24 protein-coding genes, 1 tRNA gene and 2 pseudogenes are annotated in these 26,426 nt (G+C 68.3%); 12 read left to right on the top strand and 15 right to left on the bottom strand.

Going from position 1 to position 26,426, the window contains the following annotated elements; genetic code table 11:
• Window positions 1–148 precede the first annotated feature (148 nt).
• The 3 genes and pseudogenes from ilvC to ilvB form a co-directional block, all read right to left on the bottom strand.
• Window positions 149–1,135, bottom strand: a pseudogene (ilvC, locus tag VGZ23_11895) (ketol-acid reductoisomerase).
• Between the two features lie 18 nt (window positions 1,136–1,153).
• Window positions 1,154–1,639 carry an acetolactate synthase small subunit gene (ilvN, locus tag VGZ23_11890; GenBank protein HEV2358294.1) on the bottom strand — a complete coding sequence of 162 codons (486 nt, stop codon included), beginning with the start codon at window positions 1,637–1,639 and terminating at the stop codon, window positions 1,154–1,156.
• Between the two features lie 34 nt (window positions 1,640–1,673).
• Window positions 1,674–3,416, bottom strand: coding sequence for a biosynthetic-type acetolactate synthase large subunit (ilvB, locus tag VGZ23_11885; GenBank protein HEV2358293.1), 1,743 nt, complete (start codon window positions 3,414–3,416; stop codon window positions 1,674–1,676).
• A 444-nt stretch (window positions 3,417–3,860) separates the two neighbouring features.
• Between ilvB and VGZ23_11880 the strand changes: the two genes are divergently transcribed.
• The 9 genes and pseudogenes from VGZ23_11880 to VGZ23_11840 all read left to right on the top strand — a co-directional run bounded on the left by VGZ23_11880 (window position 3,861) and on the right by VGZ23_11840 (window position 13,939).
• Window positions 3,861–5,147: a hypothetical protein gene (locus VGZ23_11880; GenBank protein ID HEV2358292.1), complete on the top strand. Its 1,287-nt coding sequence runs from the start codon at window positions 3,861–3,863 to the stop codon at window positions 5,145–5,147.
• Between the two features lie 667 nt (window positions 5,148–5,814).
• On the top strand, window positions 5,815–6,225 hold the full coding sequence (locus VGZ23_11875) for a helix-turn-helix transcriptional regulator (protein ID HEV2358291.1): 411 nt from the start codon (window positions 5,815–5,817) through the stop codon (window positions 6,223–6,225).
• A gap of 4 nt (window positions 6,226–6,229) precedes the next feature.
• Complete coding sequence (locus tag VGZ23_11870) at window positions 6,230–9,103, top strand: LuxR C-terminal-related transcriptional regulator (GenBank protein ID HEV2358290.1); 2,874 nt, start codon at window positions 6,230–6,232, stop codon at window positions 9,101–9,103.
• Between the two features lie 165 nt (window positions 9,104–9,268).
• Entirely contained in the window at window positions 9,269–10,120 is an 852-nt protein-coding gene (locus VGZ23_11865) for a sulfurtransferase (protein ID HEV2358289.1), read from the top strand.
• A gap of 25 nt (window positions 10,121–10,145) precedes the next feature.
• Window positions 10,146–10,673, top strand: a complete 528-nt coding sequence (locus VGZ23_11860) for a DUF1264 domain-containing protein (GenBank protein ID HEV2358288.1) — start codon at window positions 10,146–10,148, stop codon at window positions 10,671–10,673.
• Between the two features lie 226 nt (window positions 10,674–10,899).
• Window positions 10,900–12,027, top strand: a complete 1,128-nt coding sequence (locus VGZ23_11855; GenBank protein HEV2358287.1) for an MBL fold metallo-hydrolase — start codon at window positions 10,900–10,902, stop codon at window positions 12,025–12,027.
• A gap of 295 nt (window positions 12,028–12,322) precedes the next feature.
• Window positions 12,323–12,475 (top strand): annotated as a pseudogene (locus tag VGZ23_11850) (cupin domain-containing protein).
• A 57-nt stretch (window positions 12,476–12,532) separates the two neighbouring features.
• Window positions 12,533–12,856, top strand: coding sequence for an NIPSNAP family protein (locus VGZ23_11845; protein HEV2358286.1), 324 nt, complete (start codon window positions 12,533–12,535; stop codon window positions 12,854–12,856).
• A gap of 900 nt (window positions 12,857–13,756) precedes the next feature.
• Window positions 13,757–13,939 (top strand): hypothetical protein, encoded by a 183-nt coding sequence (locus VGZ23_11840; protein HEV2358285.1) that lies wholly within the window; start codon window positions 13,757–13,759, stop codon window positions 13,937–13,939.
• Between the two features lie 43 nt (window positions 13,940–13,982).
• Here VGZ23_11840 and VGZ23_11835 read toward each other — a convergent pair whose 3' ends face one another.
• On the bottom strand, window positions 13,983–14,396 hold the full coding sequence (locus tag VGZ23_11835; protein ID HEV2358284.1) for a hypothetical protein: 414 nt from the start codon (window positions 14,394–14,396) through the stop codon (window positions 13,983–13,985).
• 51 nt (window positions 14,397–14,447) lie between these two features.
• Here VGZ23_11835 and VGZ23_11830 point away from each other — a divergent pair, with 51 nt between their 5' ends.
• Entirely contained in the window at window positions 14,448–15,230 is a 783-nt protein-coding gene (locus VGZ23_11830; protein HEV2358283.1) for a methyltransferase domain-containing protein, read from the top strand.
• 12 nt (window positions 15,231–15,242) lie between these two features.
• Here VGZ23_11830 and VGZ23_11825 read toward each other — a convergent pair whose 3' ends face one another.
• From VGZ23_11825 to VGZ23_11810, 4 genes are all read right to left on the bottom strand, one after another.
• A complete protein-coding gene (locus VGZ23_11825) occupies window positions 15,243–15,890 on the bottom strand; it encodes a DUF5666 domain-containing protein (GenBank protein HEV2358282.1) in 648 nt (215 codons plus the stop codon).
• A 169-nt stretch (window positions 15,891–16,059) separates the two neighbouring features.
• Entirely contained in the window at window positions 16,060–16,710 is a 651-nt protein-coding gene (locus tag VGZ23_11820) for a LysE family transporter (protein ID HEV2358281.1), read from the bottom strand.
• A 104-nt stretch (window positions 16,711–16,814) separates the two neighbouring features.
• The gene (locus VGZ23_11815) at window positions 16,815–18,086 is read right to left on the bottom strand and encodes a hypothetical protein (GenBank protein ID HEV2358280.1); all 1,272 of its coding nucleotides are present in this window, start codon (window positions 18,084–18,086) and stop codon (window positions 16,815–16,817) included.
• 272 nt (window positions 18,087–18,358) lie between these two features.
• Window positions 18,359–18,697: a muconolactone Delta-isomerase family protein gene (locus tag VGZ23_11810; protein HEV2358279.1), complete on the bottom strand. Its 339-nt coding sequence runs from the start codon at window positions 18,695–18,697 to the stop codon at window positions 18,359–18,361.
• A gap of 518 nt (window positions 18,698–19,215) precedes the next feature.
• Here VGZ23_11810 and VGZ23_11805 point away from each other — a divergent pair.
• Window positions 19,216–19,719 carry a hypothetical protein gene (locus VGZ23_11805; protein HEV2358278.1) on the top strand — a complete coding sequence of 168 codons (504 nt, stop codon included), beginning with the start codon at window positions 19,216–19,218 and terminating at the stop codon, window positions 19,717–19,719.
• A gap of 43 nt (window positions 19,720–19,762) precedes the next feature.
• Here the strand turns inward: VGZ23_11805 and VGZ23_11800 are convergent.
• Window positions 19,763–19,838 (bottom strand) — tRNA-Arg (locus VGZ23_11800).
• Window positions 19,839–19,858: 20 nt separating this feature from the next.
• Window positions 19,859–20,857: a polymer-forming cytoskeletal protein gene (locus VGZ23_11795; GenBank protein HEV2358277.1), complete on the bottom strand. Its 999-nt coding sequence runs from the start codon at window positions 20,855–20,857 to the stop codon at window positions 19,859–19,861.
• A gap of 102 nt (window positions 20,858–20,959) precedes the next feature.
• Between VGZ23_11795 and VGZ23_11790 the strand changes: the two genes are divergently transcribed.
• The gene (locus VGZ23_11790; GenBank protein ID HEV2358276.1) at window positions 20,960–21,592 is read left to right on the top strand and encodes a glycosyltransferase; all 633 of its coding nucleotides are present in this window, start codon (window positions 20,960–20,962) and stop codon (window positions 21,590–21,592) included.
• A 6-nt stretch (window positions 21,593–21,598) separates the two neighbouring features.
• Here the strand turns inward: VGZ23_11790 and VGZ23_11785 are convergent, their stop codons facing one another.
• The 5 genes from VGZ23_11785 to VGZ23_11765 form a co-directional block, all read right to left on the bottom strand.
• Entirely contained in the window at window positions 21,599–22,333 is a 735-nt protein-coding gene (locus VGZ23_11785) for a 2-phosphosulfolactate phosphatase (GenBank protein HEV2358275.1), read from the bottom strand.
• 1 nt (window position 22,334) lies between these two features.
• Window positions 22,335–23,483, bottom strand: coding sequence for a M48 family metalloprotease (locus tag VGZ23_11780; protein HEV2358274.1), 1,149 nt, complete (start codon window positions 23,481–23,483; stop codon window positions 22,335–22,337).
• A complete protein-coding gene (locus tag VGZ23_11775; protein HEV2358273.1) occupies window positions 23,480–24,298 on the bottom strand; it encodes a TatD family hydrolase in 819 nt (272 codons plus the stop codon). Before VGZ23_11775 ends, VGZ23_11780 begins: the two co-directional genes overlap by 4 nt.
• 21 nt (window positions 24,299–24,319) lie before the next feature.
• Window positions 24,320–25,441, bottom strand: coding sequence for an FAD-binding oxidoreductase (locus VGZ23_11770; GenBank protein ID HEV2358272.1), 1,122 nt, complete (start codon window positions 25,439–25,441; stop codon window positions 24,320–24,322).
• A gap of 84 nt (window positions 25,442–25,525) precedes the next feature.
• Window positions 25,526–26,426, bottom strand: a 901-nt coding sequence (locus VGZ23_11765) for a type IV secretory system conjugative DNA transfer family protein (GenBank protein HEV2358271.1), incomplete at its 5' end; no start/stop codon positions are given.

The raw sequence follows: 26,426 nt of genomic DNA, 5'->3' as shown, positions 1-26,426 counted from the left end.
GTCTCCATCCTTTCCTGCCCCCGCGTATGCGGGCCTGCCCCGCGTATGCGGGGGGGGCCGCCGTCTATCGCTTCGCCCGGGCCTCGGTTTTGCGGGGCTCGGCTTTGGGCGCCCCGTCTCGCGCGGGGCGAACGGCGGCGTCACGCTTCAGCCACGGCATCATGGCGCGCAGCTGCCGCCCGATCTCCTCGATCCGGTGGTCCGCTTCCTGACGGTACCGCGCGTTGAACACCGGGCGGCCGGCCTGGTTTTCGAGGATCCACTCCTTCGCGAAGCTGCCGCTCTGGATCTCCGCCAGGATCCGCCGCATCTCCGCCCGCGTCTCGTCGGTGATGATCCGCCGGCCCCGCGTGAAATCGCCGAACTTCGCGGTGTTGCTCACCGAGTAGCGCATCAGACCCAGGCCGCCCTCGTAGATCAGGTCCACGATGAGCTTCATCTCGTGCAGGCACTCGAAGTACGCGATCTCGGGCGCGTAGCCCGCATCGACCAGCGTTTCGTAACCCGCTTTGATCAGCTCCGAGATGCCGCCGCACAGCACGGTCTGCTCGCCGAACAGATCGCTCTCGGTTTCCTCGCGGAACGTCGTCTCGATCACACCGGCGCGGAGGCTGCCGATGCCGTGCGCATAGGCCAGGGCGATCGCCCGCGCCTTGCCGGTGTGGTCCTGGTGCACCGCCAGCAGCGACGGCACGCCCTTGCCCTCGACGTACATCCGCCGCAGCAGGTGCCCGGGGCTCTTCGGTGCGATCATGAACACGTCCACGTCGGCCGGCGGGACGATCTGATGGAAGTGAATGCTGAACCCGTGCGACAACCCCACCGCCTTGCCGGCGGTGAGATGCGGGGCGATCTCCTCCCGGTAGACGCGCGATTGGATCTCGTCCGGAATGAGGATCTGCACGATGTCAGCCTGCGCGGCGGCCTGCGAGACTGTCGCGACCTCCAGGCCGTCCGCTTCTGCCTGCGGCCAGGACGGGCTGCCCTTGTAGAGCCCCACGACCACCGCCACGCCGCTGTCGTTGAGGTTCTGGGCCTGGGCGTGGCCCTGGCTGCCGTACCCGATCACCGCCACCCGCTTGCCGCGAAGCACGTTGAGGTTGGCGTCCTGCTCGTAATACACCTTGGCCGGCATCGATCGGCCCCTCTCTCCCTACGTCGGTTGGGTGCCGCGCACCAGCGTGACCTGGCCGGTGCGGACCATCTCGCGCACGCCGTACTTGGTGAGCAGCGACAGAATCGCGTCGATCTTGTCGGACCGCCCCGTCACCTCGAGCGTCATCGTCTTTTCGGTCAGGTCGACGACGCTCGCCCGGAAGACGTTGCTGATCTCCATGATCTCCATGCGGGTGGTCGGCGTCGCGTTGAGTTTGATCAGCGCCAGTTCCCGGTCGACGGTGTTGAAGCCGGTGACGTCGTTGACCTTGATGACCTCGATCAGCTTGTTCAGCTGCTTGATGATCTGCTCCAGGATTTCCGGCTCGCCCTCGACAACGATGATCATCCGCGACACCGTCGCCTGCTCGGTCACCCCCACGGCGAGGCTGTGAATGTTGTAGCCCCGGCGCCGGAACAGGCCCGCGACCTTCATCAGGACGCCCGGCGCGTTGTCCACGAGCACCGAGATGGTGTGCTTCATCGGCCGCGCGTGGCGCGGGACGGCTTCGAGCGCCTCAATCGCGGAGACGGTCATCTTCGACGATCATCTCGTGGATCGACTGGCCGGACGGTATCATCGGGTAGCAGTTCTCGTTGGGGTCGCAGAGCATGTCGACGACGCACGGCCGGTCCGTGACCTCGAGCGACCGCCGCACGGCCGGCGCCACCTCCTCCGGGCGCCGGACGGTGATGCCCTCGCAGCCGAACGCCTCCGCGACCTTGGCGAAGTCCGGGTTGCGCAGAAAGACGTGCGAATAGCGCTCGCGGTAGAAGAGCTGCTGCCACTGCCGGACCATGCCCAGCGAGCCGTTGTTGATGATGTAGATCTTGATCGGCAGGCCCCACTCCACCGCGGTCGCCAGGTCCTGCATCGTCATCTGGAAGCCGCCGTCGCCGACGATCGCGCACACGAGCGCATCCGGGCGGCCGATCTGGGCGCCGAGCGCCGCCGGGAACCCGAACCCCATCGTCCCGAGACCGCCGGAGCTGACCCACGTCCGCGGCGCCGTCGTGAGGTAGAATTGCGCAGCCCACATCTGGTGCTGGCCGACGTCGGTCGCGACGATCGCCTTCCCCTCGGTGATCTTATAGATCTCCTCGATCGCGAACTGCGGCTTGACCACGTCGCCCTCTTGCCGGTACCGCAGCGGATAACGCGCCTTCCATTCGGCAAGCTGCGCGAGCCACGCGTCGCCGGCAGGCGGCTTCACTTGCCCGGCGAGCACGCGCAGCGATTCCCGCGCGTCGCCGACGATCGGCACGTGGGCCGGCTTGATCTTGCCGATCTCGGCCGGATCGACGTCGATGTGGATGAACTTGGCGTGCGGCGCGAAGTCCGCCACGCGGCCGGTCACGCGGTCGTCGAACCGGACGCCGACGGCGAGGATGACGTCCGCGGCGTTGATCGCATGGTTGGCGTACGCCGTGCCGTGCATGCCGAGCATGCCGAGCGACAGCGGGTCGGTTTCCGGGAACGCGCCCTTGCCCATGAGCGTGGTCGTGACCGGGATCCGCGTCTTGCGGGCGAGGGCCGCCAGCTCGGCGGCGCCGTTGGCCGTGATCACGCCCCCGCCGGCGTAAATGACCGGGCGCGAGGCCCCTGAGAGGAGTGCTGCGGCCGCGGCGATCTGATTCGGGCTCGGCACGGACGGCGGGACCTTCCCGCTGCGCAGGGTCACCTGTTCCGGGAATTCGAACTCGAAATCGGCCGCGGCGATATCGCGCGGGATATCGACCAGCACGGGGCCCGGCCGGCCGCTGCCCGCGATGAGGAACGCCTGGAGCACGAGGCGCGGCAGGTCCGCGGAGCGCTGCACCACGCCGTTGTGCTTGGTGACCGGCATCGTAATGCCGGTCACGTCCGCCTCCTGAAACGCGTCGCGGCCGATCGCGAGCGTGCTGACCTGTCCGGTGATCGCCACGATGCCGGCCGAGTCCATCATCGCGTCGGTGATGCCGGTGACGAGGTTGGTCGCACCCGGCCCGGAGGTCGCCATGCACACGCCGACCTTGCCCGTGACGCGGTGGTATCCGGTCGCCGCGTGCGCCGCGACCTGCTCGTGCCGCACGAGGACGTGACGGATCTCGCGGGCGTCGTAGAGCGCGTCGTACAGGGGCAGCGCCGCGCCGCCCGGGTGGCCGAAGATCACCTCGACGCCGGCCCGGTGCAGGCACTCGATCAGGGCCTGCGACCCCAGCATGCGCTTCACCGTAGCCGGCGGACCCGGCTTCACCGTGGACGTCGCCTGACGTGTCATGCCCCTCGCTCCTCTCCCGCTCGATCCGGCAAAAAATACGAAACCGCGGAAAGCCATCTAAGGACGGGGCTTCCCGCGGTACCACCTTAGTTCCGTCCGGCGTTGCGGCGCGGACGGCCCTCTTCCCGGTTACGGCGGGGTCCGGCGGATGCTACTCGGCGCGCGCCCGGCCCCGTCTACGCGGGGCGAGCGGCGTGCCTTTGGTTCCGCGGCTCGGAAGTGAGCGGTCGCGGCTCCGGATGCTGGTTTTCACCTGACCCAGCTCTCTCGGATCCGGGAACCCGCGGCCCGTCCTCCTCATCGCCTGTATATGGGGACTTGTCAAGTGACTGTACCAGAGCCGGGTAGACGTTGTCAAGGAGACCGGCGAGACTACACCGAACGTCGTCGTCTCACAGGCGAAGCGCCGGTTGTCGCGTCCACGCAGTGTACGGAGATCCACCAATGGCCGACACAAGGGACGCCATACCCAACAACTTGCCGACTCCGCTCACGAGTTTCGTCGGACGCGAGCGTGAGATTGCGGAACTGCGCCGCTTGTTGTCTGGTACGCGCCTGCTCACGCTTACCGGAGCCGGAGGCTGCGGCAAGTCGCGGCTGGGGATTGAAGTGGCGGCCCGCGTCCTCACTACGTTCCGCGACGGCGTCTGGGTAGTGGAACTCGCGTCGCTCTCCGACTCCAGCCTTCTCCCTCACCCCGTCGCCGCGGTACTCGGTGTGCCCGAGCAACCGGGGCGCGCCGTCGGTGACACGCTCGTCGACGCCCTCCGCGCCACATCGCTGCTACTCGTGCTGGACAACTGCGAGCACCTGCTGACCGGCTGCGCCGAACTGGCAAATACCCTCCTACGCGCGTGTCCCCAGGTCAGAATCCTCTCGACGAGCCGGGAGCCCTTGGGGGTCCCGGGCGAAACGATCTGGCGCGTGCCTCCGCTCTCCATGCCCGATGCGTCCACGGTCCTCCCCGCGGACCGGCTGACAACGTATGAGGCCATAAGGCTCTTTGTTGATCGGGCCGCCTCCGCGCAGCCGGGCTTTCGAATCACAGTCACGAACGCGCCGGCGCTCGCGCGGGCATGCCGGCGTCTGGACGGGATGCCGCTGGCGATCGAGCTGGCCGCCGCCCGGGTGAACGCACTCACGGTTGAGCAGATTGCCTCGCGCCTCGGCGATCGATTCCGGCTCCTCACGGGCGGGGGCCGGACAACGGTTCCCCGCCAGCGGACGCTGCGGGCGGCGATGGACTGGAGCTACGACCTGCTGTCGGAAACGGAACGCGCCCTCCTGCCGCGGCTGTCCGTCTTTGCCGGCGGGTGGACGCTCGAAGCAGCCGAAGCGGTGTGCGCGGAAGGCGAGATCGCCGCCTCAGAGATTCTGGAACTCCTTGCGCAGCTTGTCGATAAGTCGCTGGTGATCGCGGAGACCCGCGACGCCGCGGCCCGGTACCGGCTTCTGGAGACGGTGCGGCCCGGTACCGGCTTCTGGAGACGGTGCGGCAGTATGCTCGGGAGCGGTTGGACGAGACTGGAACGACGGATTCGACTCGCCGGCGGCACCGAGACTGGTGTTTGGACGTGGCGCAGCACGCCGATCCGGCCCTCAGGGGACCGGAGCAAGCCATGTGGTTGCAACGGCTGGAGGCGGAACACGACAACCTGCGGGCCGCGCTGGAATGGTGCACGATCGACGAGGGTGGCGCCGAGGCGGGGGCGCTGCTGGCCTGGGCGTTGACGCGGTTCTGGCTGTTGCGAGGATACGTCAGCGAGGGCCGGGACTGGCTCGAGAAAATGACGTCTCGGGCCGGCGCGGTCCCGGCCTCGGTCCGTGCCCGTGTGCTATGCGGAGCCGGGGCGTTAGCGGAAAAACTAGGAGACTATGAACACGCCCAAGCCAGACTTGAACAGAGCCTCGAAATGTTCCGGCAACTGGACGATACCTACGGTACCGCGTTCACGCTACACCATCTGGCCCATATCGCGCGTGTGCACGACGATTTCGCGGTAGCCGCACGCATGTTTCAGGACAGCCTGACGCTCTTCCGGGAGACCGGAGACAAGTGGGGATGCGCCTTCACCCTGGACTGTTGGGCCGGCGTGGCAATCAGACAAGGGGACTACGACCGGGCCGCGTCGCTCTACGAGGAAAGCGTCGCGCTCTTCCGCAAGATCGGCGATACTTTAGAAGTTCCGGGGCCCCTCTCGGGGCTCGGACTGGCAACAGCGGCGCGTGGCGACGCCGTGCGGGCGATCGCGCTGCTTGAGGAGAGTCTGACACTGGCCCGTGCGTTGCGCGGGTCCGGCGCCATCGCCTCGTCGCTGCTCAGATTGGGACGGGTGGTATTCCGGCCGCGCGGCTCTTCGGCGCGGCGGAAGCATTGCGGGAGGCCATTCACACCGCCTTGCCCCCCGCCCAGCGTCCTGAGCATGACGGCCATGTCGCCCTGCTGCGGGCGAACCTGGACGAGACAGTCCTCGCGGCTACATGGGCCCAGGGGCGGGCGATGGAGCCGGACCAAGCCATCGATTACGCGTTGGCGCCGGACACCCCCGCGTCTCCCGGGCCCGGCGGGCGTCAGGGTGTCTTGACCGCGCGCGAACGAGAGGTCGCACGGCTCGTCGCGCAGGGGCTGACGAACCGCGAAATCGCCGCCCGCCTCGTCGTCGCGGAGCGGACGGCCGAGGGACACGTGCAGAGCATCCTCAATAAGTTGGGGTTCACCGCACGGACTCAGATTGCGGCCTGGGCAGTCGCGCACGGGGTACACGTTGTCTCGCCGAGTAACGATCTCCCGGCGGCGGAACGCGGCTGAGCGTATGGCCACGCCGCCTGCGGGGACCGTCACGCTCGTCGTCACGGACCTCGAGGCGTCCACGGCGCTGCTGCAGCGTCTTGGCGACCGGCGGTACGCGGATATCCTGGCGGAGCATCGGCGCCTGCTGCGCGACGCGTTCGCCGCGGGGAATGGCCGCGAGGTCGACACGCAGGGGGACGCCTTCCTGGTAGCGTTCGCTTCTGCCAGAGATGCCGTCGCCACCGCGATCGCCGCGCAGCGGACGCTCATGGCGCACGCCTGGCCTGAGGGCGCCACGCTCCGCGTCCGGATGGGCCTGCACACCGGCGAGCCGGTTCAGGGACCCGAGGGATACGCCGGCCTGGACGTGCACCGTGCGGCCCGCATCTGTGCCGCCGGGCACGGAGGCCAGATTCTCGTCTCCGATTCCACCCACGCCCTCGTGGCCAAGGATCCGCCCGAGGGAGTGAGCTTCCGCGACCTCGGCGAGCACCGGCTCAAGGATCTCACGCAACCCCTGCGGCTCTTCCAGGTGGTGGCCGCCGGGTTGGCCCTCTCGTTCCCGCCGTTGAAATCGCTCGACGACGTTCCGAGCAACCTGCCGGTCGCGCTGACGAGCTTCATCGGGCGTGAGCGCGAGACCGCCGAAGTGACGCGACTGCTGTTGGACCGGCGTCTGCTCACGCTGACCGGCGCAGGAGGCTGTGGCAAGTCCAGGCTGGCCCTCGAGGTTGCCCGCGGGTTCCTCGGGGAACTCCACGACGGCGTCTGGGTCGTCGAACTTGCCGCCCTCTCCGACCCCACCCTCGTCCCCCACGCCGCGGCCGCGGTGCTCCGCGTGCCCGAACAATCCGGCCGAACTCTCGTCGACACGCTCATGGACGCGCTGCGGCAGAAGTCACTGCTCGTCGTCCTTGATAACTGCGAGCACCTCTTGACGGCCTGTACCGGCTTGGCCGATGCTCTGCTGCGCAGGTGTCCCGGGGTGCGCATCCTGGCAACGAGCCGGGAGGCGCTGGGCGTGGCCGGGGAAACGATCTGGCGCGTACCGTCGCTGTCAGCGCCGGACCCCGTGCACCTGCCACCCCACGACCGCATGATGCAGTTTGAAGCGGTGCGTCTCTTTGCCGAGCGCGCCGCGGCGGTCCGGTCCGGCTTCCAGGTCACCCGCGACAACGCCCGCGTGATCGCGGAGGCGTGCCGTCGGCTGGATGGGATTCCCCTGGCGCTCGAGCTCGCGGCGGCGCGCGCGCGGGCGCTCTCGGTAGAGCAGATCGCCGCGCGCCTGGACGATCGGTTCCGGTTGCTGACGGGGGGCAGCCCGACGGTGCTTCCGCGCCAGCGGACGCTGCGGGCGGCGATGGATTGGAGCTACGACCTCCTCACCGAGCGCGAGCGGGTCCTGCTCGCCCGGTTGTCGGTATTTGCCGGCGGGTGGACGCTGGAAGCGGCGGAAGCGGTGTGCGCCGGAGACGGACTGGAGGCGCCGGAGATCCTGGACCTCCTGACGTCCCTCGTCGACAAGTCGCTGGTGCTCGCCGAGATACAGGGCGGGGAAGCGCGGTACGGGTTATTGGAGACGGTGCGGCAGTACGGCCGGGAACGGCTGCACGAAGCCGGAACGGCGGAATCGGTTCGCGGCCGGCACCGAGATTGGTACTTGGCCCTCGCGGAACGCGCCGGCGACGGGCTCGACGGGCCGGAGCAGAAGGCGTGGTTGGACCGGTTGGAGACGGAACACGACAACCTGCGGACCGCCTTGGAGCACTCCCGAGGGCTGGACGATGGAGGAGAGCGCGGGCTGCGGCTGGCCGTGACGCTGCGGCGATTCTGGGAGATTCGTGCGTATTTCGCCGAAGGACGAGCGTGGTTGGAGGGCATGATCGCGGCCGGAGGACAGGCGCCCCCCGCGCTGCGATCGCGGGCCCTCACCAGTGCCGGCATCCTGGCCTATCGTCAGGGAGACTACCAACAAGTCTTTGTGCTCTGCTCAGAAGGGCTGTCGATCGCCGAGGCGCACAGCGACGCGTCTGCGAGCGCACTGGCTCTCCACTTTCTTGCGCATGTCAGGCAGGCTGAAGGCGCCTTTGCTCGAGCGACGGAGATGATGGAGCGCAGCGTGGCGCTGTACCAGGAGGCTGGGAACCGGCGCGGGATCGCGAACTCCGTCGATTGCCTTGGAGAGCTGGCCCGGATGCAGCGGGACTATGGGCGAGCGGCTGCCTTGACCCAACAGGCGCTGGCGCTGTACGGCGAGATCGGCGATGATCGGGGCAAGGCACACGTCCTCCATAACCTGGCGTACATCCGGCTCCGCCAAAACCAAACCGACGAGGCGCGCGACCTGTTCCGGCAAAGCCTGATCCTGACATCTGATCTCAGAGCCTCGACCAACGTGATGATGGCCGTGGCCGGCCTGGCCGCCGCTTGGGTGGGAGATGTGCCGCCGGAGAGAATCGCACGGTTGCTCGGAGCGGTCGGCGCGCTCCTCACGGCCAAGGGAGCACACCTCGAGCCGGCCGAGCAGATGGACTTCGAACACACGGTGGCATCCATGCGCGCACGGCTTGGAGACCAAAAATTCTCCTCAGCCTGGGACAGCGGCCGCGCCATGACGTCCGACGAAGCCGTCGAGGAAGCCATGGCGCTTGCAGCCACGTCCGCCACCATCCGCCGGTCGGCCTCGCCGACGACCCCCCTCACGGCGCGAGAGTGTGAGGTGGCGGCGCTCGTCGCTCAGGGCCTGTCCAATCGTGAGATCGCGTCTCGTCTGGTGATCGCCGAGCGCACGGCCGAGGGCCACGTGCAGAGCATCCTCAATAAACTTGGCTTCAACTCTCGCGCCCAGATCGCCGCCTGGGCCGTTGAACGAGGACTCCGCATCCCGTCGGCCTGATCAGGTAACCCCCCCGGGTCTTTCCCGCCTAGTACGTGCCCGCCAAAGACAGGTACCGGCGCGGCCAAAGACACGTACTTCCCCCGGTGACCTGCCCCCTGGTTGTCGCTTACGCTGAGCGCACGCATTAACGATCTATGCGCCTACGTGAGGGAGGAGAGATTCATGCCGGAGGGTTACGCGCACCCCGAAGTCCTGGTCGATACCGTCTGGCTGGGCGATCACCTGCAAGACCCCGGGGTCAGGGTGGCAGAGGTCTCCGAGGATGTGACCCTGTACGATCGGGGCCACATTCCCGGGGCCGTACACTTCAACTGGCAGACGCAATTGCAGGATCGGATCCGCCGCGACTGGATCACGAAGGAGCAGTTCGAGCACCTGCTCGGCGCGTACGGCGTCGGCAACGACACGACCCTGGTGCTGTACGGCGACAAGAACAACTGGTTTGCCACCTACACGTTCTGGCTCTGCAAGATGTACGGCGTCGAGCATATCCGCATTCTGAACGGCGGTCGCGCGAAATGGGGGGCCGAAGGCCGGCCGATGGCCGACGACGTGCCGGCTCATCCGCGGACCACGTTCCGAGCGAAGAACCCCGACTTGGGCATCCGGGCATTTCGGGACCAGGTGTTGGAGCGGATCGGATCGCCCGCCGTCGCGCTCGTGGACGTGCGCTCGCCGCAGGAGTACAGCGGCGAACTGATCGCGATGCCGGCCTACCCTCAGGAAGGGGCGCAGCGCGGCGGCCATATCCCGGGCGCGCAGAACATCCCGTGGGGGCAGAACGTCCGCGAGGACGGGACCTTCAAAGCACCCGAGGACCTCCGGAAGCTCTACGAAGGCCGGGGCGTCCACCCGGACACCGAGGTCATCGCCTACTGCCGGATCGGTGAGCGTTCGTCCCACACGTGGTTCACCCTCAAGTACCTGCTCGGATACCCGCGCGTCCGCAACTACGACGGCTCCTGGACGGAATGGGGCAGCCTGGTCGGTGTGCCGGTCGAAAAAACTGCGTAGCAGATTAGTCGAGGAGGGGAGAACGATGAGATCGATCGGTTGGCGAATCACGCAGATCGTGCTCGTCCTCACCATCACCGGTGCCGTGGCGACGCTTACCGCGGGGGCCGGTCGTCTCGCGCCCGCGGCCGGAGGTGACAGCCCCCGGCCCACCGAGGGCTGGACGCTCCACATTACGGCGAAGATGCACTTCCCGGGGAAGCCCGAGATGCTGGCCCATCACTTCTGCAAGACCGTCGCGGGCGGGCTCATCGAGTGCCAGCTCTACGACAGCGCCGCCCCGGATGCCCGTCTCGTCGGCGTGGAAACGATCGTGAGCGCCGCGACCTACGCGAAATTCTCGCCGGCGGAAAAGGCGCTGTGGCACTACCATCGGGTCGAGATTCCGCTGGTCTCGGCGGCGGTACTCGACATGTCCCCGGACGAGGCCGCGAAAGTCGTCAACTCGATCGTGGATACCTATGGAAAGATCTATCTGGTGTGGGACCCGTCGGTCCAGAGCCTGCCGACCGGCCGGCCGAGCATCACCGTGTTGCCAACGAAGCCGAAGTAGCGCTTGTAGGCGACTGGGGACGGGGCGGGCACGACCGACCCGCCTCGTCTTCTCTGATTCGGGTCCGGCGCGGCTCTTCCGGCAGTGACGGGCGGTGCGCAGCCGTCCTATAATGAGACCGTTCGATAATAGTAACGAGGGAGCATGACGGGGCGTTGCGTAGCCGTGCGGTGGAAGGCGCCGCGGCGGGTGGAACGTCCTAGGGGCGCTAGACGGAGGGGGCCGCGTGTACTTCAAACAGTTTCTCGACGAACGATGCGGATGCGCGTCGTACTTGATCGCCTCACGACAGTCCCATGAAGCGGCGGCGGTGGACCCCGCGATCACGATCGGGCAGTACGATGAGGTCCTCCGCGAGCGCGGGTTCCGCCTGAAGTACGTTATCGACACGCACGTCCACGCGGATCACGTATCGGGGGCACGGCGCCTGGCCGAGAAACACGGCGCGGAGTTGTGCCTGCACGCGTCGGCTGGGGTCACGTACCCGTTTCGAGGCCTCGGGGACGGCGAAGAGCTCCCCCTCGGACAACTGCGCCTGCGGATTCTGCACGCGCCGGGACACCGGCCGGAACTGATCTCGGTCCTGGTCGTCAACCCGCCGCGCAGCCCGGAGCCGTCCATGGTACTGACCGGCGACTCGCTGCTCGTCGGCGACGTGGGACGTCCGGACTTCGGCGGCGGCGATGCCACCGTGCAGTACGAAAGCGTCACGCGCCTGCTGCGCCTGCCCGACTGGGTGGCGGTGTTCCCGGGACATTTCGAAGGCCCCTGCGGCAAGGGGATGTGCGGCCGGCCGAGCACGACGATCGGGTTCGAGCGGCTGTTCAACCCGCTGCTGCGCCTCGATCGCCCCGCGTTCATCTCCACGCTGACCGGGAGCGTTCCGGCGCGGCCGCTCAACATGGTCGCGATCGAGGCGACGAACCGCGGCCGCGAGGACGCCGCCTGGGCCATGCTCACCAGCCTGCCGCCGGTCGAAGAAGTGGACGTCGAGGCGCTCGACGCCTTGGAGTCGGGCGCGCTCCTCTTGGATGTGCGCGAGCCTGAGGAGTACGCGTACGGCCACGTCCCGGCCGCCGTCAGCCTGCCGCAGGCCGAACTGGCGACACGGCTCACCGAAGTCCCGGGGGACAGGCCGGTGTTCGTGATTTGCGAGAGTGGGATGCGCTCGCTGCGGGCCGCGCAGTTTCTCCGCCAGATGGGCTATGACCGGGTTGCAAACGTACGCGGGGGAACCGGTGCCTGGCGGAAGTCCGGCCGTCGGGTTCTCACCGAGGAAGGGCGCGAAAAGCCGCGTGTCGTCGATTCGGAATGGACGCACGCGGGCGGGACCACGACCCCGGCCGCTCCCTGAGCTCGAGAACGTCGCGGCTCAACGGCCGAGAGAATCCACCAGACCGGCAGCACGGCGCGTGCGGCGCGGGAAGGAGCAAACCGGAAATGGAGCCAGCCGTTCTACGCGCAGACGAGATTCGATGGTTCGAGCCACCCGGCCACCACCACAGCGCGTGGTCGAAGCTGCTGGTCCATCCCACGAACACCGCCACGAAACGGTTTGATTTTCGACTCTCCTCGCACCAACCGGGCGGGTATGCGGCGCCACACGCGCATGCCGAAGCGGAAAACATCATTTTCATCTTGGGGGGACGCGGGCTTGTCGACTCGACGGAGCGCCGCACCCAATCGAGGCGGGCACGGTGATCTTCGTGCCGCCCGGCGTCAAGCACGGGATCTACAACACGGGCACGCAGCCGCTCGTGTTTGTGTTCGCGGCATCCCCGCCGGACGATATGCCGCTCTGAGGGCTCGAGCCTCCACGCGCCGCCCGCGATCGAGACCATGAGAAGGGAGTGTGGTCCGTGATCTACGAGCTCCGCGTTTACCGCTGCGTGCCCGGCCGGAAGGCCGACGTACTGGCCAGGTTCCGCGATCACACCATGGCGTTCTTCCGCAAGCACGGAATCCACGTCGTGGGGTTCTGGGAAACGCTCGTTGGCGATCAGGACGAGCTCGTCTACATCACGCGGTACGCGTCGTGGGAAGACCGTGAGAAGAAGTGGGGCGCCTTTCAGGCCGATTCGGAGTGGAAGCGCGCCCGCGACAAATCGCACGAGCACGGATGGCTGGTGGAACACATCCGGACCGCGTTGTTGAGCGCAACCGACTTCTCGCCCGACGTGTAGCCTCCGGCGGCACGCCGTGCGAAGGAGAACGGCAGCGGGGGCGAAATAGGAACGCGGGGGAAGTACGAACGGCCGTTTCCCACGGTACGAATTCTTCCTTTATCGCCGCTGTAGCCGAACATCCGCCGCGGCAGATGCCGGACGCGCCGCCGCGCGCGAGACCGGCGGGCCTCGCACCGGGGGTGAGCACATGGCAACCGTGCGGTTCAGCACGGGCGCACAGGTCATCGTCGACCGGCTGCTGTGCGAGGGCGTCACGTTTGCCTTCGGGGGGGGACGCGTATTGGCGCGTCACACACCGCCCGGCCGTGACATTCAGCTCCTGCGGGCCCGGCTCGGCGAATTTGCCGGTCGCCATCGCCTCGGCCATGATGGACTCGTCGGCGCTGCTGGCCATCACCGCCAACGTGCCGAGCGTGCAGTTCAATCGCGGGGCGTTCCAGGAGACCTACCGGCACTACCAGGCGGAGTTTCCTTCGGTGCTGCGGCCGTACGTGAAGCGGAGCTTCCAGCCGACCCGGCCCGACCAGATGCCCCTCGTCATGCGGCAGGCGTTTCAGGAAATGTTGGGCGGGCGTCCCGGCCCCGTGCAGGTCGACGTCCCGCTCGACCTGTTCGTCGAGACGGTCGACGGCGACGGCGACCGGCCAAAGCCGGTGGGTGAAATGGTCCGCGTCCGGATGGCCGCGGAACGGGGGCGGCTCGAGGCGGCGCTCGCCCTGCTGCTCGGCGCCAAACGCCCCGTCGTCCTGGCGGGAGGCGGCACGGTGCTCCCGGAGGCCGAACACGAGGTCCGCGCCCTGGCGGAGCGCCTCGGGGTGCCGGTCGTGAGCACGCCGCTGGCCGCCGGCGTGCTCGCCGCCGGCCATCCACTATATTTCGGCAACGTGGGGCGGCGTGTTGGCCGCGTCGTTTCTCGAACTGGCCGCGAAGCGACAGGTCATGAACGCGCAGGTGGCCGGCGCCCGGCCGATGGACAAGGCGATGGCCGACGACTTGGCGACCGACACCAACTTCGGACGGATTGGCGAAGCCATATGGTCCTACTACGAGCGCAGGCTCGGCCCGGGCGTGATTTCGTAGCCGCGCCGCGACCGCTCTTCGACCGCCAGGGTATCCAAGCGGTCTACCGGCCGAGGCTGCCGGTCATGTACGCGCGCCCGACCAGCCCGCCGAGAAAGAGGACGAGGAGAAGCATCCACCGGGACTCGCGGTACGCCCGCTCGTCCGTCACAATCGCGGCGCGGAGGGCACCGCCCGGCCGCAGCAGATAGAGCGCGAGCAGCGTGAGCACGATCAGTCCATCGTAGAGGAAATGCAGCGGTGTTCGGGGACGCGCGCCGCCGGCGAAGAGGGCGATCCCCGCAACCGCCACGATCGCCAGGGGGACTTGCGCGAGCCAGAGAATCCACCAGAACAGGTGCGGCATCCGGTGACGCCCGGTGAGTTCGCCGAAGATCGCGAGGGCCAGACACAGCGCGTCGCCGGCAAGCGTGAGCCCCAAGAACAGCGAAGACCCGTGCCACCCGACCAAGGTCACGAGCCGGTGATTCGCGCGGCCGCCACCGGCTCCTTCCCGGAGGACGAAGCAGTGCACGACGACATGCGCGCAGCAAAACAGGCGGTCCAGTCGCAGTTCGGACGGCAGGCGTCATGGTACACGGTGAGCCCGCGGCACGAACGGTCACGCGGACTCGGAATCCTCACGCGTCTCGCGGCAGCCGCCGCCACCGACCGCGCACTCGACGTCGCGACCGGCACCGGCTTCACGGCGTTCGCCCTGGCCGCCCGGTGCCGGGCCGTGGTGGCGCTTGACTTTACCGCCGGCATGGTGCGCGAAGCCGTCGGGCTGAAGGAAGAACGCGGCGTGGCGAACGTCACGTTTTGTCTCGGCGATGCTGAGGCGTTGCCCTTTCGCAACGACGCGTTCGATCTTGTCGTCTGCCGCTACGCATCGCACCATTTTCCGAATCTGCGACAGGCGTTCGCGGAGATGGCGCGGGTGACGCGCCGCGGCGGCCGCGTCGTGATCGACGACACATGCGCGCCTGAAGATTCGTCCCTGGCGGACTTGATGAATCGGTGGGAACTGCGGCGCGACGCGTCGCATGTCCTCAACATCCCGCTAAACCGCCTGCGGACGCTGTTCGAATCGGCCGGGCTGACCGTCAAGGCAGCGGAGAAGACTGTGATCCCGCAGTGGTTCGGCGAATGGTCCGGCCGAGGCGGCATGGCCCCGGCGGACGCGGCGGCGCTACGGGCCGAATTTGCGAACGCCGGTCCAGAGGCGCAGGCCGAATTCCGGATCAGAACCGAGAACGACGACCTCGCGTTCGCGTGGGGCGAAGCCGTCGTCCTCGGGGTGAAGCGCTGACGGGCCGGGCGGTTACCGCTTCGCCGTCATCACCATAATCGTGCTCGCGGTCAGCGATCCGTCCTGATTGGGCGTGCCCGTCACAGCGACGTGCGCGCCCGCGGCCAAGCTCGTCAGAGCCAGCGCGGTCGTCCGCATCAGTTTCGCCGTCTGCGGAATCGTGACCGTGGTGGCGGTTCCGTCCGCCGACGCCACGGCAAGCGACATGCCGCTCACGCGCACCACCGATCCGGACATGAAGACACGTCCGGTGGCGTTGGTGCGCACACCGCCGCCGCGCGGCGCGCCGGCCCTAAGCCCGGCCGGCGTGTCCTGCACCATCAGCGCCGTGTACGATCCGTCCTGCGCTTTGGTCGCCACGATCCGGACGGCGTCACCGGCTTTGATGTCGGTGAGGCCCGCGGCGGTCTGACCGAGGACCTTCGTCGCCGCACCCGTCCTCACCGTGACGGCCCGGCCGTCACGCCCCGTCACGACAAACGAGCCGGCCGACACGGATTGAATCGTCCCGAAGACCCGGCCGCCCTGGCGCGGCTGCGTCCCCTGCGCCGGCGGCTGCGTCTGCGCCGACGCGTGCAACCGGACCGCCTCGAACGTCACCCCCGCGACCAGCATAGCGATGAGTGCGAGCATCCATGGATAGTTCCGAATCCTGTGCAAACCGTTCTCCTCCCTGTTCACAGTCTCTTCACCGCGCGTAATCACATCAGAAGCGCCCGCGTCCCCCAAAACGTTCCGCGAACCGTGCCCGAGGAACAGATCGACGTGCGCGGCCAAGCGGCGCGAGTCGCCGGATTGTGAAGATGCGGAGACGATTCCGGCGGGGGGCCTACGTCCGTTCGAGGAGTTGCGCGGCGCCGAATCCGGCGATCACGCCGCCGGACAGCCGGCCGACCCAGCCGAGGAGCGTGGCACCGGCAGCGCGCCTGACCGCACCCACGCCGGCACTCAGCACCAGCCACCACGCGGCAGACCCGGAAAACACGCCGGCGACCGTAACGGCGGCCGACCCAGAATCGAGGCCGCCGGCCGGCGCGATCACCGCGAAGACCGCCGCGAAACTGATGATCGTCATCGGGTTCGTGATGGTCAGGAGCAATGTCGACGCGTAGGCCGGCAGCAGTCCCGCGACTCGCGGAGCGCCGTCGCCCGGAATCACGACGGCGTCCCGCTTCGCGAGCATGGTCCGCAACCCGATCAGCAGCAGTACGCCCCCACCGATGAGATGCAACGGCCGGGCGTTCTGCACGAAGAATCGCTGCACGAACGTGAGCCCGAACGCCGCGACGGCGCCATAGAACGCGTCCGCCGTGGCGGCACCCAGGCCGGACGCGAATCCGACGCCGCGGCCAAAAACAAGCGTCCGGCGGATACACAGCACGCCGATCGGCCCCACCGGCGCGGCGATCGAGAGCCCGATCACAAAGGCCTTCAGGAACAAGACCATGGTGGCGCCATTATCGGGCTTCGCGAGCGCCACCGCAAATCCACGCCCGCGTCCCGCCTGATCAAAAGAATGTCCCGGGGGCATTCGCTGCGCCCCCGGGACGCATCACTCGTCTATGGGAGTCTCACCTGAACGCGTCAATGCGTTGTTGACCCGTTATTCGAACACGGCTGGCCCGACGGCCAGCCGCACTGCTGCTGGGAGTTCGGTCTCCGCTGATCGCCATTCCCGTTGCCGCGGCCCGGCGGCGGCGACTGAGAGGTGGGTTGTTGTTGCCGCGGCGACTGCGACTGGTACGTCGACGGATACTGCCGCGGGTCCGGTTGCTGCCGCGGCGGCTGGTACATCGGCTGCGGCTGCCGCGGGGGCTGGGATTGGTACGCCGGCGGAAGCTGCCTGGGGTCCGGCTGCTGCCGCGGCGGCTGGTACATCGGTTGCGGCTGCCGCGGTGGCTGGGATTGGTACGCCGGCGGGAGTTGCCGCGGGTCCGGCTGCTGTCGCGGCGGCTGGTACATCGGTTGCGGCTGCCGCGGCGGGCCGCCGCCCGTCACGGGCGGCCGATTCACCTGAACCGCGGCGCGGACGGCCGGGGGATCCCAGTGGGAATCACCCACGCGCACCGGGGCGTGGTACACAACGTTGCTGATGTTGATGTTGTTGACGGTGATGTTATTGACGGTCGTATTGTTGACGATCGTCGGCCCCCCCGTGTACGGGCCGTACGTCGGCCGGTAGTAGTACGCGCGATATGGTCCAAAGTAGGGATAGCGGTAGAAATTCCCGCCGCTGTCGCGGCACAGAAGGTATTCGCGATCGTCGGCATAGACTGTCCCGAGCACGAATCCCGCGATCGGTTGGGCGACCGCAACGATCACGATCGAGGCCGGTGCCGGATAATATCCGAAGTAGGGTTGATACTCACGATGATAGTAGTGGCGATGGTACCACCCGTAGTAGGGGTACCGATAGTAGTCCCCGTCCCGCCCGTGCACCAGCAAGTACAGCAATCCGGCGACGATGATCGTCCCCAGGACGACGCCCCAGATCGGCACGGGTGAGATCGACTGGGCGGGTGCCGACGCATAGGCGATCGGTCCCATCACTTCGATCTCGTTGACCAGAAACTGGCTATCGCTGGCTACCAACCACACGGTCGCGGTCGCACCCGCATACTGATAGTCTTGCAGGTTGCACAGAGGAATGGTCGTCGAGTTCACGACGGCCGTCGAACCCTGGGCCAGGGGAAGCGTATTCGTGCCGTTGGCGGTGTCCAAGACCACCGTCCCCGCCTGACAGTCCACCGATTGGAGCGTTCCCTGAAGGGCCACGCCGGTCTGGGCCTCGCCGATTCCAGCCAATCCGAGAATCGGCAGGAGAACGCTCAGGGCAATTGCGAGCCACGTTCGCACATTCCCCTCCTCTCTCTTGTCCCTGTCCACACCTCTCTTTTTACTGGGAGCGCGATGCCCGGAAAGCCTATTCCAGAAAAATCATAAACAAGTGATGTGAATCTACGGTGAATATTGTGAAGGGAACGGTTAAGCGAGCCTACGCTTTGGAACTCGGGACTTGTGCGAGGATGCTACTTCCAACGCCGCCCCCGATGGGGGGGACGCGAGCAAGATCGAGGCGCCGGCGCGGACCCGCCCCATCGGGGACTCTTCCTGAACGAGGCTACCCGTTATCGCTGTCCGGCGACGCTCTTCAAACGTTGGCTCATATCGCGGACGCGCTTCACCGCGGCCTCGTTCGAGGTAAGCGGTGTGATCTTCCAATCTTGGAGGCCCCAAAAGGGTAATGTCATCAGGAGGTCGGCGAGTTCCTCGTTGGAGGCGGCGTCGATAATCATGCAACCGCCCCTTCGCCCCGCGAAACTTCCGCCGTGGATTCGGCCTTCACGCTCCCATTTTGCCAGCATCTCTAGACTCGGAACAACAACAGTGTCAAGCATTTGGGCGACCTGCGGCGGGGTCATGTTTGGTACGGCACCGGTCGCCTCGGCCGTCACGAGAAAGCGCATTGACGAACACCTCCTCTCTTGGACTCCGGTTCAATATGGGATTCGGACCGCGGCGAGTCCTGCCGAACACGGGTTCTCAATGCCAAGATGTTGAGCACATCTTCGTGGTGGAGCAGGCCGCTCATGGCTCAGCCGCGGACGTCGATGGACACGAATCACACCATGGATCGAAGGAGCGGGACCCAGGTTTCTCAAACAAGAACTAAAGAGTGACTTTACGCTTCACACGGTGAGTGTCCAAATCGACTCGTGGGCGGTGCCGAATGGCCATCGTATCGTGCCCGTCCTGTGGAACGGACGTTTCAACCAGTGCGGACAGGTGTCCGCACTGCGGCAATCTTCGACCGGCTGCGGGATGGGGCGCGACCAAGCCGGCCACCGTGCTCCTGTCCCAGCAAGCGGCTCCGCGATCAGGTCCGGACGCACGAACTGATGATGCGCAAGAGAAGGCCACTGCGTCGCGCAGCGCTAATCAGACGGTCAGGGACGGGATCGGTCTAAATCGGCGGGACTTGCTGATGGCCGCTCTGACCGGCCTATTAGCTCTTTCCGTACTGTGGCAGTTTCGATTCTACACGTATCAGGATCCGACGGGCAATCTTCTGAAGGTCAATCGGATTACCGGCACAGTCGTGCCGCTGCGACTCTATCATGAGCCACAGCGCCCGATGCGAACGTGGGACGACACGACGCTACCTGCCAACGCCGGCGGTACTGTCGCACATCTTAGAACGAAGTACGCGCACGGCAGACTTTATTATCATCTCGTCTTGCCCATGACCGCAGCTCTGAAGAACGCCCGCCGCAATGATCCGCTGGGGTCGTACGAGATCGAATTCTACGATGACGATAGGTTCACGCTGGCAGCCGCGAAGATTGCGCTTCGCGACTTGATCGGCTTACAAGATAGTCAAGGCACGGAGACCGAGCTCGACGGGGACGGTAGCATCGCCATGGATGTCAATAGTTACGACGCCATAAGTGCGTGGAACCTCGACTGGGCCCTAAGTTCGAATAAATGATCGAATACCGGCGAAGAGCAAGCACTGCAACACCGTGAAAATATGGCGCGCCCGGAGGGATTTGAACCCCCGACCTACGGCTCCGGAGGCCGGCGCTCTATCCGCTGAGCTACGGGCGCGCGTTATCGCTCTCTTTCCATTATAGCAGACGCCGTGCGGACGGCCCGTCATACGGCGACGGTGCCGGCGAGGACGGCGCCGGGGGCATGGGGCCCTGGACGCCGCGGCGCTCTACGATCGCCATCGCAACGCCCCCCGTGCCCCAGATCGTGGCGGCAAAGCCGAGAATCCACCCCGCGTGGGGCACGGCAAAGGCCAGCGCGACGAGCACCGCCCCGACCAAAGCCTCGAGCGCGATGCGCCCGGGCCGGACGCGGTGCCCGACGACCACCGCGACGGCACTGATCCCCAACTGCACGGCGATGAGGAGCGCCGAGACGGCCAGCAACACGAGCGGCAGACCGGCGATGGTCAGCGCGAGCAGCAGCAGGACCGGTCCGGCAAGCAGCCACACGGCCACCCCGGCGAGTCCGGCGCCACCCGGATTACGCTCGAGCGCGCCGGCGACGACGGCCGTCACGCCGGGGAACAGCGCGGCCGTGAACCAGGCGGTCCCGACGAACGTCACGAGCAGAAGCGCGATCACCAGGCCGGCAACCAAGTGCCAGATCGCGAACCAACCCAGGATGGCCGGCGGTATCCACACGGGCGGCCCGGGGAACGGGGACGGCGGCGGCGCCGGTGGCGGGAACGGCAGCGGTACGGGCGGAGTGGCGGGCGGACCGGGCGCCGCGCGGCCGACGACGGCGCCGGGAGCAACCGTCACGTGCCCACCGGATGCCTGCGCCCCCCCGCCCACCACGGCCGTCGAGCCGAGCACCACATCCCCGCCGACCGCGCGAACGTCGCCGCCGACGCGGCCGCTCACATCGACCGAGCCCCCGGCCACGACGGCGTTTCCGGTCACCGTGCCGGCAACCTCGAGCCTGCCCCCCACGACCACCGCGTCACCGTAGACGATCGTTCCCTGGGGAACAATGGTGTCGCCGAACCGCAACAGGACGTCCTCCGCCTGCGCCGCCGTTACGCCGAGCAGAACGGCGCCGAGCACGAGCAGCGCCACCCCGGCCGGCGCCACGCGCGTACGCAGGGGGCCCCGGCGCGGCGGCCGGGCGGGAGGACGCCGCCCCGGCAGGAGTCGCCAAGTCATCGGGGAAAAGGGCCGTGGCTGGGAGGGAGCATGCCCCGAGTCGCCGCCATCATTCCGGCGTTCAACGAGGAACGGACCATCGGGGACGTCGTGAGCGCCGTCCGGCACAGCGGCTTCGTGGATGACGTGATCGTCGTGAGCGACGGATCCCAGGATGCCACCGTGTATGCGGCCCGGACCCACGGCGCCCGGGTCGTCGAACTGCGCGAGAACCACGGCAAGGGCGGGGCGATCGCCGCCGGGCTTGCGGCGACCGATGCGCGCGTCATTCTGCTGCTGGACGGCGATCTCGTAGGTCTCACCACCCGGCACGTCGAGAACCTCCTCGGGCCCGTGCTGAGCGGCGCGGCCGAGGTCAGCATCGGACAGATCGAACCGGACCTGATGCAACGATTGTTCCCGAATTTCTCCGGCCAGCGCGCCGTGCGGCGCGCCGTCCTCGAGGCCCTTCCGGATCTCGGCCACACCGGCTTCGGCGTCGAGGCGGCGCTCAACCGGCACGTGAAACATTCCGGCCTCCGCACGCGCACGGTTCCGCTCGGGTCGTTGACGCACCTGTCCAAACTGGAAAAGCACGGCTTCCTCCGCGGGTACGTCGGCAAGCTCAAGGCAACGTGGCAAATCGCCAAGTGGAGCGGGCGCAACGGCCGCGCCAGAACCTGACGCGTCTCAGGTCTCCAGAAGCGTGACCCCGTCCCCCACGCGCGGCACGAGTTCCGAACAATCCCGCATCACACAGTAGCGCAGATCTTCCTCCAGCCCGATGGCGAGCGTGTTCCGGCCGGCGGCCGTTTGCCGGAACAGGGCGGCGGCGTCGGGCCACGCGTCGTAGAGCGCGCGGGCCGCCAGCACGGCATCCGTCAACGTGCACGGCTCCCGCCCGGCAACGTCCGCGATGACCGCGTCGGCGATCGCCCCCGCCGTATAGGCGTCGTCGAGGCTGAACCGCCCTTCCCGGCCCGAGCAGACGACGGTGAGATCCAGGCCCCGTTCCACCGCCGCGCCGGCGGCGGCGCGCGCCGCGGCGGCGCGGTTGCGCAGGCACGCGGCGAACACGAGCGGGGCGGCCCGCACCGCGAGCAGCGCGCGCGTTCCGTTCGTCGTCGCCATTACGATCCGGAGGCCCTCGACCTCGGCGCGCGCGAACGCGGCCGGGCTGTTGCCGAAATCGAAGCCGGCCGGGGCCAGGCCGCCCTCCTCTCCGGCCGTGCGCACCCGTCCTGCCCCGGCGCGTTCCGCGTAGCGGCGGACCGTCGCGACGTCACGGGCGATCAAGACCTCGGCGCAGCCGCGCTCGAGGAGCGTCAGGATCGACGTCGTCGCCCGCAGCACGTCCACGACGACGGCGACCCGGCGGCGCACGTCGCCCGCTTCTTCCGGGAGAAACGCGACGTGCAGCTCCACCTCAGAACTTCCGATTGTAGGGCGCGGCGGCGATCACGCGCGCGAGCCTGGAATGGATATCCCCCGCCAACGCCTCCGCCGTCGTCTGCGCGAACGCGGCGTCCTGCGGCGCGATGTCAAACAGCGGCATCTCGCCGCCGACGACGCTCCAGCCGCCGGCGAGCGCGACCGCCCGCACCTCGAACGGCGCGGGATCCCGGTTGAAGAAGGCGTCGAGTCGGCCGGTGAGGGCCGTCGCCCGGTCGGCCGGCGTCTGCCCGTTCACCGTGGCCCCGAGCGTCAGAATCGGCTGGCCGTCGACGCGGATCGTCACGGGGGCGCCGGCGGCCGGCTGCGCCGGATCGAGCGAAATCCGGAGATAGTCTTCGGCCCGGCGGCGGATGATCGGAACGTGGCGGCGCGCCAAGTCATCCCGAATGTAGGCGACCCGTTCCTGCGGCAGGGGATGGTCCTCGAGCCCGGTCGGGTCCGGCTGCCCGGTCAAGCGGCTGGCCTGCGCCAGGTGTTCCATCAGCGTCAGCATGGCCACCGGCGAATAAGCGGTCTTGGTCAGGTAGCCGATGCCCGTGAGATCGGCGTCTCGCTCGAGATCGCGCTGGTAATCGTTCATCACCGAGGTCAACGAGATCTCCCCGGCCAGCAGGGGCGCCGGCGAATGAGCGAGCACCGACAGCGCAATGGCCACCAGCAGCGCGGGCGTCAGATGCGCCTGGCGCGCCGCCTGGATGTAGTAGTGCCGGTGGTTGATGTGCGTCATCTCGTGGGAGACGACCGCGGCCAGTTCGTCGTCGGATCGCACGAAGCGCATCATGCCCTCGGTGACGTAGACCCACCCGCCGGGGATGGACAGGGCGTTGACACCGGCCACGTCCACGATCTTGAAGTGATACTGGAGGTCCTGCCGTTCCACAACGCGTGTGATGGCCTCACCGACCCGGGTCAACCGTTCGACCTGCGCCGGATTCGTGACAATCCGGTAGTGCGACTCGATTTCTTTTGAGACCCGGGTCCCGAGTTTGACCTCGTCGGCCGTCGGCGGGAACTGCGTCGCGGCGCGGGACGGCCCCGCGGACGGCACGGCCGCGGCCAGGGCGAGCGCGACGCCGCACAACACCGCGGCCGGGCGGCAGATTCCGAGGCGCTTTGTCATCCCCATCGTCCTCTCTGCGCCGGCCGTTCGGTGTTCGCGGCCGGGGGTCTCTCGTCCACAACGCCGAAGACGCGGCGTGCGTTCCGCTCTACCACGACTTGCAGCGATTCCGGCGGGATCCTGCGGAGCGCGGCGATCGCGCGCGCGGTGTGCAGGACGAAGGCCGGCTCACACCGCCGGCCCCGCATCGGCACCGGGCTCAGGTACGGCGCGTCCGTTTCCACCAGCAGCCGGTCCTCGGGCACGATGCGCGCGACCTCGCGCAGCGTTCCGGCATTTCGAAACGTCACCGGGCCGGCCAGGGAAATCATCCAGCCCGCCGCCGCGCACCGCGCCGCCATCTCCGGCGGCCCCGAAAAACAATGCAGCACCACCCCGGAGGCGCCCTCATCCATTAATATCCGCTCGACATCCTCGTGCGCCTCGCGGTCGTGGACGACGACCGGCAGCCCGAGCCTGCGGGCCAGGCGGACCTGGGCTCGAAACGCGTCGATCTGCGCGGATTTGTTCGCGGCGCCGCGGGCGTAGTCGAGGCCGATCTCCCCGACCGCGACCACGGAAGGGTCGCGGGCCAGCCCCGCCAGCGCCTCCAACGCGGCGGCGTCCAGCGCGCCGGCGTGTTCGGGATGCACGCCCACCGCCGCGCGCACGCCGGGGTACCGGCGCGCGAGCGTGAGCGCGCCTTCGGCACCCTCCACCGACGTCGCCGCGGACACCATCAGGCCGACGTCCGCGGCCGCGGCACGGGCTACCACCGCGTCGCGGTCGGGGTCGAAGTCGGCAGAGTCGAGATGCAGGTGCGCGTCGATCCACATGCGCCCGCGCCAGGCCGCGCTTCAGCGGGGCCGGGGCGACCGGACGGCCCGGTCGGGCCGGTAGGATGTCAGATCGACGCTCGACCGGCCCGTGGTGATCAACTCCGCGATGAGACGGCCGCCGAGCGGTCCTTGGGTAAAGCCCTGGCCGCCGAATCCGCCGGCCACGTAGTAACCGTCGAGTCCGGCCGCCGGCCCCAGAAACGGCCGGCCGTCCGGCGAGAGCGGCCGAATGCCGGCCCACGCACCCGTGATGGGCCTCGACCGGGCCGCGGGGATCAGGCGCTCCGTGCGCGACAGCGCATCGTCCAGATACCCCCATTCCACCAACGGCTCCAAGGCCTCACCGGGCGGCTGGCCGCACACCATGATCAACCCCTCGGCACGCGTCTTACAATAGAAGTCTTCCTCCTCTTCCATGATGAACACCGAGTCGGGCGGAACGTCCGCCGGGGGCTCGAGGACGAAGACCTGGCGCTTCCGGGGGGTGATGGGGATGCGCACGCCCGTGAGTTCGCCGAGGCCGCGCGCCCAGGCGCCGGCGGCGTTCACCACGGCGCCGGCGGCCACGGCGCCGTCCTGCGTCACGACGCGATGCGCCCGGACGCCGTCGTTCTCGATCCCGATGACGCGGCAGCCCTCGCGCACGACGACGCCGCGACGGCGCGTCACCTCGGCCAAGCGCTGCACGGTGGCCAGCGGCGTCGCCCACAGGTCGGCCGCCGAGTACGTTCCGAGCACGATCCCATCGACGGCCAGATACGGAAACAGCCGCCGGAGCTCGTCGGGGCCGAGCGCGTCCACCTCGACGCCGAAGTCCGCGTACAGCGCCTCGCGCTTCTCCGCCGCCTGGGCGGCGTCCGCGGAACGCCAGAGCAGGAGACACCCGGACGCGTGGAGGTCGGTCCCCACCTCGTCCTGCAACCGCCGGTGGACGGCGATCGCCTCCAGTTGAAACCGGAGGTCGGTCTCCGAACCCACCTGGAGCATCATGACCCCGGCCGCGCGCCCGCTGGCGCCGGCGCCGACATGCGCCTGTTCACACACGACCACATCGCGCACGCCGGCCTCGGACAGGAAGAACGCGGCGCCCATCCCGACGATCCCGCCGCCGATGACCACGACGTCGGCGGTCTCGATCAACGGTTGCTCCCTCCCATCGTGTGAGCCGGGGCGCGCATGGTGCTCGGCTTCTGCGCGGCCGGGCGGGCTCCCTCGTCCGCGCATTTACACGCGCACGCCCCCGTGCGGCCTCGGCGCGGGACGCCGCCGCGACACCACCGCGGCGCGCGGCACCGGCGCCGGGGCGGCGGCGTGGAGGGGCGGGACGGCCGGACGGCTCGGCCGCGGCCGCAGCGGAAACGGCGGCGCGGTGAGAGGGGGAAGCAGCTGTCGCGCGGGCGCCTCGAAGTAGCGCGCCTGATGCAGCATGAACGGACGGCGCGCGCCGGCCAGCGCCAGGACGGTGCCGTCGGGAATCCTCGCGATATCGTCGGCGAAGGCGAGTGGCCGCACGTATGGGTGCACCGTCGCCCGCGTTCCGCGGGATCCAATCGTCTGTGAGACCGCCACGACCGTCGTCTGCCCGAGCCACGCGCTGACGAGCCGCGCCGTCTCCAGGTCGCCGGCCCGGAAGATGAGTTTGGTCTCCATATTGGCGACGAGCGTCCGCGCTTCGCGCGCGCCGTAGACCTCCTCGATCTGGCTCAGCACCTGCGCGCCCAGCAACACGCTGACGCCCCGCTCCCGCAGGGTCGGCAGCCGGTCGCTGAGCCCGGCGAGGTAACCGAAGCGCCGGAACTCGTCGAGAAAGACGCGGACCGGACAGCGCCGTACCCCCCGGTCGGCCTCCTCAATCAGCGTGTCCAGGAGGTCGGCGATGAGCCAGGCCACGAGCGGCTGCAGCCGCCCGGCCTCCGCCTCCGGAAGCAGCACGTACAGCGCCGTGGGCGTCCGGCCAAGCACCCCGAGATCCCAGTGTCCGGCCGTGGCCTCGTCGATCGCGGGATCACCCCACGGCGCGAGCCGCTGGAGCAATCCGGTCACGGCGGCTTCGCGCACGCGGCGCTCGCGCGCCGCAAACGCCCCGGCGCGCTCCCGCACGGCCGGCACCGGACTCCCGGCCAGC

The sequence above is a fragment of the bacterium genome (assembly GCA_035945995.1).
In the GTDB taxonomy this organism is placed as follows: Bacteria; Sysuimicrobiota; Sysuimicrobiia; order Sysuimicrobiales; family Segetimicrobiaceae; genus DASSJF01.
This window is presented reverse-complemented; position numbering and strand designations above follow the sequence as displayed.